Below are 10051 nucleotides of genomic sequence, written 5' to 3'. Positions count from 1 at the left end.
CACGAGGTGCTGGAGATGATGGCGCAGGGGCTGGCCAACGGAGCCATCGCGGAGCGGCTGGTGATCACCGAACGGGCGGTGAGCAAACATATCCGGGGTGTCTTCGACAAGCTCGGACTCCCGCCCGAGGGCGGCAATGTACACCGCCGCGTACTGGCCGTACTGGCATATCCGGGGAACGGAGCACTAGAGAACAGGGAACAATTCCCGAGGGGCGCTGTCAGGCGGCAGAGTGCCTGACCTCATGATCCGGCTCCTTGGGAGCCGCTGCGTGGTGACGTCCGCACGTGCCGGCCTGGAACGTTGCCTGGCGATTCGCAAGGCCACTTCCCACATTGACGGAAGCAACTGGCAGAGAGACGGAGTGAGATCGGTCCCGGATGTTCAGCGACGGCGGGAATCTGGGCAGTTCACTTCTCGTTCTTCCTCGTGTGTATCGATCAAGGCAGGGCCGGAGTATGTCGGCTGAACGAAAAGTCCTCGAATCGGGAGGTTCCCGCGACACGGCCCCCGCAAACAAGCAGCCGCTGCGGCCCGAACAGGCTGCGGACGCCGCCCCGGCCGGACGCGTCATCCGCACCGGCCGGGAAGCCCTACATTGCCTGCTGCTACGCCGCGGCATCACCTTCCGGCGCACCAAGACCTGGAAGGAGTCCCCCGACCCCGGGCGCGATACCAAGCTCGACACCTGTACCTGCGCTGGCGCAGCGCCCACGCCCGCCACCCCTACGTACTCGCCGCACACCGTCGAGAACGCGCCCGCGTCCGCAGCGAAAAGGGCATCCGCTGGGGCGGACGCCCCCTCACGGCCGCGGGCTGACGCCACGCCCTCCATGTCAGCCGAGGATCCCGGCCGCCTTGGTCATCGGCCCTCCCGCGTCACCGGTGTTGATCGTTCCTGCCGGTTCGAACAACAGGATCGCGGTCTCCTCATCCGCCACGGGGCAGTGCTCGACGCCGCGGGGAACCACGAACAACTCACCAGGTTCCAGCACCACATCGCCATCCCTGAGCTGGATGGTGAGCCGCCCGCTGATGACCAGGAACAGTTCATCGGTGTCCTCGTGGGTGTGCCAGACGAACTCCCCCTTCAGTTTGGCCAGCTTGACTTCGTAATCGTTGAGCACAGCCACTTTCTTCTGCGACCACAGCTCGCTGAACTGCGACAACTTGTCGGCGAGGTTGACAGGAACAACAGACGTGGACATCCAGCATCCTTCCTCAAAGCCGGTCAACCGGGAGCGACTCCTCAGCCCCTCCGGCCGGCGTCACGAGCCTGCCGCGCCGGGTCTCGCTGGTCTTGTACGTTTCTGACATGACCGGAGACCGAGCCCGCACGTCCGTCAGCGCCTGGAGGCCGTCAATCCCAGGGATCGCCGAGGTCTTCCACGCACACTTCACCGACCACGCGTACCCGGCCCACACCCACGACACATGGGACCTGATGATCCTCGACTACGGCTCGGTCAACTTCGCACTGGACCGCCGCCGCCATGGGGCGACGGGTACCACCGGCGTCCTCCTGCTGCCTCCCGGCGTCGCCCACGACGGCCGGACCGTCACGGCGTCAGGCTTCCGCAAGCGCAACCTCTACCTCGACGACTCCGTACTCCCGCGGCGTTTGGCCGGCCGTGCTGTGGACGCTCCGATCGTCAACGACGAGGTGCTGCGCCATCGGATCCACCAACTGCACGCCGCTCTCGTCCATGCCGGAGACGGGTTCGAAGCCGAGTCCCGCCTCTCGTTCATCCGTGAACGGCTCCACTCCCACCTCGACGCGCTCCAGCCTCGCACACCGGGTCGTGAGGCAAACCGGCTCGCCGCCAAGCTGCGGGAACTACTGGACTCACGGATACACTCCGGTATATCCCTGCGCGAGGCCGCCGCCGTCCTGCATGCCCACCCCACACACCTGATCCGCTGCTTCAAGCAGACATACAGCCTGCCGCCACACAGCTATCTCACCGGCAAACGCATCGATCAGGCACGTCGACTTCTGCTCGACGGCCACCGGCCCGCTGAGGTCGCCGCAACCGTGGGATTCCACGACCAAGCCCACCTGAACCGACACTTCACACGCCACCTGGGCACCACACCCGCGCGTTACAAGCGCACTCACACCGGCAGTGCCGTCACTTCTTCTTGACGCTGCGTGGAAACTCACTCCTGTAGCCTCTGTGGCCCCCGCCTCGGCCAACTGAATCGCGGTTCGGAGCGGCACACATCAGAAATCAGCGTGGTGACGCTGTGGACCGGGCCTTCAGAGCCCGAGCAGGCACTCGGCGTTGAGGTGGGCGATCTTCTCCTTGTCGCCGAGGTTGATGGGCTTCTGGTCCAGGGATTGGCGAGCAGCTTTCATGTTGGCGTATGGCCACGTTGTAGACCAACTCACCCGGGCCGTTCTTGTTCACTCTCGGATCCTGACATGGTGAAGCCGTGACGCACCGACCGTCGGCGGTCAGCGTTGGAGGATCTCGACGAGGCGCGGTCCGGTGGCGTCGGGTCCCTTCTTGAGGTACTCGGTGAGGCCTTCGAGGGTTTCGGCTCGGTGGACTTCAAGGCCGTAGCCGCGGGCGATGTCGAGGATGCCGAGGTCGGGGATGTGGAGGTATTCGCCCTTGGGGACGTGCAGCTCTTCGGCGAATTCCTCCAGCGCGCGGTATTTCGTGTTGGTGCACACCACGAAGGTCACCGGGACCTTGTGGCGGGCTGCGGTCCAGAGGCCGGCGATGGTGTAGTGCGGGGAGCCGTCGCCGAGGAGGCAGACCACGGGCCGGTCGGGCCGGCCGAGCTTGAGGCCGATCGCGGCAGGAAGGCCCCAGCCGAGTCCTCCGGCGGCGGAGTAGAACAGGGAGCGCGCGCGGGCGATCGTGAGCCGGTCGCGGAGCATCTCGCCGGAGGTCCACTCAAGCGAAAAGACGGTGTCGTCGTCGCGGGTGCCGCGGTCGATGGCGTCGAGGATGGCTTCGGCGGTGAAGTGCGGTCCGCTGGTGTCGGCTTCGGCGATCGTGAGCGGCGTGGGCCACGGCCGGTCGCTTTCGGCGACCGCACCGCTGACGCGGACCAGGGCGTCGGAGGCGTCGCCGACGAACATCTGGCCGAACGGTGCGCGGGTGGCTTCGTCGGGGTCGTCGGTAACGGCATAGACGGTGGTGCCGGGCTGGAGGAAGTCCTCGGTGCTCGGTGCGTGGTAGCGGAAGACCGGGGCGCCGAAGCATACGACGGTGTCGTACTGCGCGAGGATCCTGGCGAGCTCGCCTGCCGCGGTCGGAAGCAGCCCTTGGTGGCAGCGGTGGCGTGTCGGGAAGGGGCAGCGGGGGGCGCTGGGGGCGACCCAGACGGGGAGGTGGGCGCGTTCGGCCAGTGCGACGGCGGCCTGGAACCCATCTTCGGTATCGACGCCGGGGCCGAGGATGAGCGCCGGCTTGGAGGCACCGTTGAGTGCGGAGACCAGGGTTTCGACCGCCTGCGGCCTGACGACGGGGGATCCGTCTACGGCACGCTGAAGCAGGAAGGCCTGCGCGTTGTCGTCCGCGGGCTCGGGCCAGTCGTCGAGGGGAACCGACAGATAGACGACGCCGCGCGGGGCGGAGTCGGCGAGCATGAGTCCCTTGGACACGAGCGCGGGGCCGTCCTGGGGGCGCAGGGGTTCGCCGGCCCACTTGACGAGAGGCTCGGTCAGCTTGATGGGGTCGACGTTGGTGAGCAGGGCGCCGACCGGCACATAGCGTCGTGTCTGTTGGCCGGCCATCACGACCACCGGTGTGTGGCTGGCCTGGGTGTTGGTCATGCACCCCATCGAGTTACCGCTTCCGGCGGCCGCGTGCAGGTTCGCGAAGCCGATGGTGCCCGTGGCCTGCGCGAATCCGTCCGCCATCGCGATGACGGCGCCTTCCTGCAGGCCGAGGTAGTAGGGGATGTCGTCCGGAAGCCCGGTCAGGAACGGCAGCTCGTTCGACCCCGGGTTTCCGAACACCGCCTTCACTCCGTGGTGGCGAAGGATTCCATAGAAGGCATCACTGACAGTAACCACGACAATGCACTCCTTACTCACAGCTCCCGGACATAGCTCCACCACTATGAGGATGAATCACCGCATAAGCCGACTTTGCGAATAAGTAGGGGATGCGTGTCGTCCCGATCGGTGGACCCACCCCCGTGATGTCTCCTCGCCCAGGGCTTCCAGACGGGGTGCGGGACAGACGCGACGACCGACGAGTCAGGCAAACGCCAGGGCCCTGGTACAAACGCTCTTCAGCGCAGGAAGATAGCCGCAGAACGCCTCTGGAACCGTGGAAAGATTCGAGCTACTCCCCCCCCCAGAGAAGTCGGAACTTATACCTAGATACAAGTTCCGACTTTTTGCTGATTCGAGTTGTCCGCGAACTCCCCCGAGGGGCTGGCCACGACCAACGCCGGAAAGCATTTCCCGGCCGCACGCTGATTCTGTTGTATGGGAATCGGCCCTGACGCGGGAGGGTTGATCGACCTCGATATGAGGAACCTCGTCCGTCGCGATCACCCAGTTCAGGCGTCCACCGCCACAGCCTGACGGCGCGTACGGACAATGAACAGCAACACCTGCACCAAGGTTGTGGTTCCCGCACGCCTCGATCCAGACGTTTCACACGCAATTCTGCCGCAACGGGGATTGCCGGTTCCCTGACCGCACTGCCGGTCCGGCTGCTCCAGCTCGACAGGCGGCCCGTCGGAGACCGCGACCGCGCAGTGGAACGCCTCACGCAGCGCACGCGGATCTGCTCCGGTCGGCACACATGCTCGATCATGCAGATCGATGTCAGCGCATCGAATCGCTCCCCCGGTTCGTAGTCGCGGTAGTCCGCGCAACTGACGGTCACACCGGGCAGGTTCGGGTGCTCGACCTCCGTGTGCTGGGCGCGGGACAGCGTGATGCCGTGTACGTCCTTCACCTGACGCTCGACCGCGAGATACGCGAGATTGGCGAGTTGCGCCTGACGCGGGTCGTCGGTGTCGTCGAACACCGCGCAGGTGTAGTGCAACTCCTCGCCGAGCCATAGCCGGTAGAAGTCGGGGCTCACTCCGTAACTGATCTCGACCTCAGCCGCTGTGGACATCGTGTGACTCGCGGACGTCCAGCGCCAGGCGCTCCGCCACGACGCGCCGGACCAACCCGTCCAGGGCGGGGGCTTCGAGGCCCACCCGGGCGCGGATCTCCTCAACGCGGCTGTCAGGTACGGCTACCGCCCGCCCGGCCGGGAGGCGTCGTCACGCGGCGGCCGGCCATGGACTTGTCGAATATCGATATGCTTCGCTAGCCTTGGGCATATCGAAAATCGATGGGGAGGGGTGCGATGAACACGCGACTCACGAGGACTCTGGCCTCGGTGACCTTTGTACTGGCGGTGCTCTGTGGGCTTGCCTTCATTGGCAAGGGGGTCACACGCATGGCTGACGACGGGGCGATCTGCGTGCAGACGGACTTCTGGCGCAATGCCTCACCGGCGGACGGCCTGCCGGTTGGCACGGGCGTAAAGGCGTCCAGCAGTGCCGCGACCCTCTGCCAGGACAACCCCTCCGTGGGTCAGCGCGCCGCCGATCTCGGGGGTGAACTGCCCTGGCTGCTGTTCGGCTCCCTCGCGCTGCTGCTCTTCTCCCGGCTGCTCAAGTCCGTCCTGCCGGAGGGGCCGTTCACCGACGCGGTGTCGCAACGGCTCTCCGTTCTCGGCTGGTTCGTCACCTTGGGCACGCCACTGGCCGGCCTCGTCGTCGGCTGGTCGCAGTCCTGGCTCGTCGGGAGCATGGCGCCGATCGTAGGATCGGGGCCCACGGTCTCCGGGCCGACGGTGCTCGTCCTCGCCGGCCTCGCCGCAGTGATCATGGGGAAGATCATGCGCGAGGGCGTGCGCATGCGAGAGGACCTCGAAGGGACCATCTGATGCCCGAGGAGGAACTCCACACGATCCGAATCCATCTCGATCGGCTCCTCGCCGAGCGCGGCATGACGCTCACCGAACTGTCCGCACAAGTGGGCATCACCGTCGTCAACCTGTCCGTGCTCAAGAACGGGCGGGCCAAGGCCATCCGCTTCTCGACCCTGTCGAGAATCTGCGAGGTCCTCCGCTGCCAGCCGGGAGATCTGATCACCCACGACCCCACCGAGCCCGGCTGAACCGCGCACGAACCTGCCGGGGGCCAGTTGCTACGTGCGGGCCGAGCGCCCGACATGCCGGTTCTACGACATCACCATCACCGGATCGATGCGCTGACCGGCAGCGGGCCACCAGGGAAGCGGAGCCCGAACCCGAGCTTTGCCGGCCCCGCCGATTCGGCCGATCAACGGCACAACGTGGCCCGGGCACGCCTGCGGCGCGGATGTACACCGCGGGCGCGGCGAACCCCTCTACGCTCAGGCGTTGATTGACAGCGTTTGTCCCTTCTCGCGGTCTATCTACCTGAGGAATCGGATACCGACATGCCACTGCCAACCTCCGCATGCGACGCCCCGGACACGACCGGGAACCCCATCGCACTGATGGCCGCGTTGGAATCGGTCATCGAGCAGACCATCGCCCCCCAGGCCGGCGAGGTGGACGCCACCGGTCGCTTTCCCCGGTCCGGTGTAGAAGCGCTGGGCCGCGCCGGGATCCTCGGCGCCACCAGCGCGACCACCGTCGGGGGCGGCGGGGTCCCGCTCGGCCAAGCCGTCGCCGTCGTACGACAGATCGCCCGCTCCTGCGGCTCCACCGCCATGGTGGTGCTGATGCATTACGCCGCCACCGCGGTGATCGAGGAGCACGGCCCCGACAAGACCCGGCGCGCGATCGCGGAGGGCTCCCACCTGACCAGCCTCGCGTTCTCCGAGGTCGGCTCGCGCAGCCACTTCTGGGCGCCCGAGGGGACCGCGATGCCCGACGGCGACTCCGTCCTCCTCGACGCGCGCAAGAGCTGGGTGACCTCGGCCGGCCAGGCGGACAGCTACGTATGGTCCAGTCGCCCACTGCGGGCCGACGGGCCGATGAGCCTGTGGCTGGTGCCCGGCGACGCTCCCGGGCTGACCGTCGCGGGCGCCTTCGACGGGCTGGGGCTGCGCGGCAACGCCTCATGTCCCATGGCCGCCGAGCGGCTCACCGTGCCGGCCGCCGCGCTGCTCGGCGCGGACGGCGCGGGCCTGGACCTGGCGCTGGCGATCGCGTTGCCCCGCTTCCTGGTCCTCAGCGCCGCCTGCTCGCTCGGCACCATGGACGCGGCCATGGAGCTGACCCGGACCCATCTGACCCGGACCCGCCTCTCCCACTTGGACCAGACCCTCGCGGACCAGCCGACCGTCCGCGCCCGCTACGCCCCGCTGCGTATCCGGACCGACGAAGTGGCCGCCTTCCTGGACGACACCGTGGCCGCCCTGGAATGCGGTCGCGCGGACGCGACACTACGGGTCCTCCAGGTCAAGGCCGTCGCCGCGGAGGCCGCGCACGATGTGACGAGCGAGGCCATGCGGCTGTGCGGCGGTTCCGCCCTGCGCCGGGAGTCGGGCCTCGAACGCCGCTTCCGCGACGCGTTGGCCGCCCGGGTCATGGCCCCCACCACCGACGCGCTGTACGACTTCGTCGCGCGGGCGAGCCTGGGCCTCCCGGTCTTCGGGGAGGCCGGCAAATGACGCTGCTGGTGGGCGCGGTCGCCTACGACCCCAAGACCGTCACCATCTGGGCGGGCTTCCGCGCCTGGCTGGCCGAGCGGGGATCGGCGACGGACTTCGTGCTCTACTCCCACTACGAACGGCAGGTCGAGGACCTCGTGGCCGGCCGCATCCAGGTGGCCTGGAACTCCCCGCTCGCCTGGCTGCGCGCCCGACGGCTGGCGGCGGCCCGCGGCATCGCCCTGCGCCCGCTGCTCATGCGTGACAGCGACCGCGACCTGACCTCGGTGATCGTGGTGCGGCACGACTCCCCGCACCGCAACGTCACCGACCTGAAGGACGCCACCGTGGCGGTCGGAGCCCTCGATTCGCCCCAGGCGACGCTGATCCCGCTGTCTCATCTGAACGGCCTCGGCCTACGCCCCCACGAAGACTTCCGGGTGGCACGGCATGACACGGGCGTGGGCCTGCACGGCGATCACATCGGCGGTGAGCGCGACGCCGTCCGCGCCCTGCTCGCCGGACAGGTCGACGCGGCCTGCCTTCTCGACGCCAATCACCTGCTGTTCGGCCGTGAGGGAACGGTGCCGGTCGGCGCCACACGCGTCCTCACCCACACCGCCCCCTACGACCACTGCCTCCTGGTGGCCGGCGAGACGGCACCGCCCGACACCACCGACCGGTTCACCGCGCTGCTGCTCTCCATGTCGTACGCGGATCCGGACGCCCGCCGCCTCCTGGACCTCGAAGGCATGACAGCCTGGTGTCCGGAACGCACCAACGGCTATGCCGCGCTGGACCTCGCGGTGGAGGAGACCGGCTTCTACGCCGCGGACGGCCGGGTCACCGCGCGGGAATACCGGCCGTGACCTGGGAGCGCCCCACCACCGACGGGCCTCCCGTCGTCGATCTCCAGGACCTCGGCTTCGACGAGGGAGCCCACCTCCTGGTGAGCCGCGCGCTGGCGCGGGTGCCGCCGGGCGGGGAGATCGCCGTACTGGGCTGTCGCCCCGACCTGACGACCGACCTCGCGGCCTGGTGCCGACGCGAAGGCTGCGAGGTCCGGCTCTCCGGCCCGTCCGACGCGCGAGACGGTCGGCCGGACGGCGCGCCGCGGGCGTGGGTGCGGCCCGGGCGCCGGGCGGTGGATCGCTGGTCGGGGGCCGAGCGTGCCGGTGGCGCGGCCCCCGACGGTGTCGCGGCCCGGCCCCCAGCACACTGGGGGCTTGCCGCGCGCGGGGCGCTCGTCGAGGCCGGCGGGCCCGAGATGGCCTTCGACTTCGCCGAACGGGACGTGGTGTGGAGCGAATTGGCCCCCGCCCTCTACGCCCACGCCGCGGCCGCCCAGTGGGACCCGGCGACCGCGATCCCCTGGGACACCCCCTTCACGCTCCCCAACGCCGTGGAGCAGGCCGTCGTGCAGATCACGACCTACCTGGTGGAGAACGAGCAGGCCGCGCTGATCATCCCGGCCCGGCTGCTCGCCCGGGTGCATCCGCACTTCCGGGAGGTGCTGCAACTGCTCGCCGTCCAGGCGGCCGACGAGGCGCGACACGTCGAGGTGTTCACTCGCAGGGCGCTTCTCAAGAACGGCCGTATGGGCACCTCGTCGGTCGGCGGGCGGGCCTCGCTGACCACGCTGCTGGCCGAGCCCGACTACTCCCTCGCCTCCTTCCTGCTCTCCGTCCTCGGCGAGGGCAGCTTCCTGAACCTCCTGGCCTTCCTGGATCGCCACGCGCCCGACCCCGTCACCCGGCGCGTCGTCCAACTCGCCCGCCAGGACGAGGCCCGCCATGTGGCGTTCGGCATCGCCCACCTCGAACACCAGGCCACGGTCGACCCGGGACTGCGCCACCGGCTGCGGACCGCCGTCGAGCGGCGACACGACGCCTTGGCCGACACCGCGGGTCTCCATCAGGACGTGACGGACGCGCTGATCGTCATGGCGGCCGGGGAGTGGACGCCCCGGGCGATCGCCCGCGGCCATCGCGAAGTCCTGCGGCTCCAGGCGCAGATGGACGAGGGACGCCAGCGCCGGCTGGTACATCTGGGATTCCCGCACCGCGAGGCCGCGGACCTTTCCGCCCTGCACACCCGCAACTTCATGTGACCCGCACCGGAGCGCGCCCCCGGTCCGTGTCCGGGATCACGATGCCCCGGCCCCCGCCGGGTCCTGCGCGGGGCGACCGCCCGCCCCGGCACGCGCCAGGCCGAGGGGGCTAGAGTTGTGGATGAGAGAGAGCAGGACGTCGTCCGACAGTGTGGCCGACGGCCGCAACAGGTCGAGACCAGGATCGGCACGCACGAGCGCGGATCATCCTCCGGGCGATGGCGCCGGTCGCATGATGAGGGGGGGGGTCGCCTTGACGCCGCGGGCCCCCCGTAGGACTGTCGCTCCACTCCGCGACGCCGGGCTCGTCAGGTGGTGGTGTCCGG

General features: G+C 68.8%; 10 protein-coding genes and 1 pseudogene. 8 read left to right on the top strand and 3 right to left on the bottom strand.

Annotated elements, in window-relative coordinates:
• Positions 1-240 (top strand): helix-turn-helix transcriptional regulator (locus tag AB0M67_RS07635; protein ID WP_365743685.1); only part of this gene is annotated, 240 nt, incomplete at its 5' end.
• A gap of 445 nt (positions 241-685) precedes the next feature.
• Positions 686-820: pseudogene (locus AB0M67_RS07630) on the top strand (IS630 family transposase); the annotation flags it as partial.
• A gap of 16 nt (positions 821-836) precedes the next feature.
• Here AB0M67_RS07630 and AB0M67_RS07625 read toward each other — a convergent pair.
• Positions 837-1208 (bottom strand): cupin domain-containing protein, encoded by a 372-nt coding sequence (locus tag AB0M67_RS07625; RefSeq protein WP_365743683.1) that lies wholly within the window; start codon positions 1206-1208, stop codon positions 837-839.
• A gap of 107 nt (positions 1209-1315) precedes the next feature.
• Between AB0M67_RS07625 and AB0M67_RS07620 the strand changes: the two genes are divergently transcribed.
• Positions 1316-2146: an AraC family transcriptional regulator gene (locus AB0M67_RS07620; RefSeq protein ID WP_365743681.1), complete on the top strand. Its 831-nt coding sequence runs from the start codon at positions 1316-1318 to the stop codon at positions 2144-2146.
• Positions 2147-2458: 312 nt separating this feature from the next.
• Here the strand turns inward: AB0M67_RS07620 and mdlC are convergent, their stop codons facing one another.
• Both mdlC and AB0M67_RS07610 read right to left on the bottom strand, forming a co-directional pair.
• A complete protein-coding gene (gene mdlC / locus AB0M67_RS07615) occupies positions 2459-4033 on the bottom strand; it encodes a benzoylformate decarboxylase (protein ID WP_365743679.1) in 1575 nt (524 codons plus the stop codon).
• A gap of 274 nt (positions 4034-4307) precedes the next feature.
• On the bottom strand, positions 4308-5096 hold the full coding sequence (locus tag AB0M67_RS07610; RefSeq protein WP_365743678.1) for a class I SAM-dependent methyltransferase: 789 nt from the start codon (positions 5094-5096) through the stop codon (positions 4308-4310).
• A 330-nt stretch (positions 5097-5426) separates the two neighbouring features.
• Between AB0M67_RS07610 and AB0M67_RS07605 the strand changes: the two genes are divergently transcribed.
• The 5 genes from AB0M67_RS07605 (at position 5427) to AB0M67_RS07585 (ending at position 9725) form a co-directional block, all read left to right on the top strand.
• A complete protein-coding gene (locus AB0M67_RS07605; protein WP_365743676.1) occupies positions 5427-5918 on the top strand; it encodes a DUF2975 domain-containing protein in 492 nt (163 codons plus the stop codon).
• The gene (locus AB0M67_RS07600) at positions 5918-6151 is read left to right on the top strand and encodes a helix-turn-helix transcriptional regulator (protein ID WP_365743674.1); all 234 of its coding nucleotides are present in this window, start codon (positions 5918-5920) and stop codon (positions 6149-6151) included. Before AB0M67_RS07605 ends, AB0M67_RS07600 begins: the two co-directional genes overlap by 1 nt.
• A 303-nt stretch (positions 6152-6454) precedes the next feature.
• A complete protein-coding gene (locus tag AB0M67_RS07595) occupies positions 6455-7636 on the top strand; it encodes an acyl-CoA dehydrogenase family protein (RefSeq protein WP_365743672.1) in 1182 nt (393 codons plus the stop codon).
• Entirely contained in the window at positions 7633-8484 is an 852-nt protein-coding gene (locus AB0M67_RS07590; RefSeq protein WP_365743670.1) for a PhnD/SsuA/transferrin family substrate-binding protein, read from the top strand. Before AB0M67_RS07595 ends, AB0M67_RS07590 begins: the two co-directional genes overlap by 4 nt.
• On the top strand, positions 8481-9725 hold the full coding sequence (locus AB0M67_RS07585) for a ferritin-like domain-containing protein (RefSeq protein WP_365743668.1): 1245 nt from the start codon (positions 8481-8483) through the stop codon (positions 9723-9725). Before AB0M67_RS07590 ends, AB0M67_RS07585 begins: the two co-directional genes overlap by 4 nt.
• Positions 9726-10051: the final 326 nt, after the last annotated feature.

This window comes from Streptomyces sp. NPDC051662 (genome assembly GCF_040681655.1).
Lineage (GTDB): Bacteria > Actinomycetota > Actinomycetes > Streptomycetales > Streptomycetaceae > Streptomyces.
This window is presented reverse-complemented; position numbering and strand designations above follow the sequence as displayed.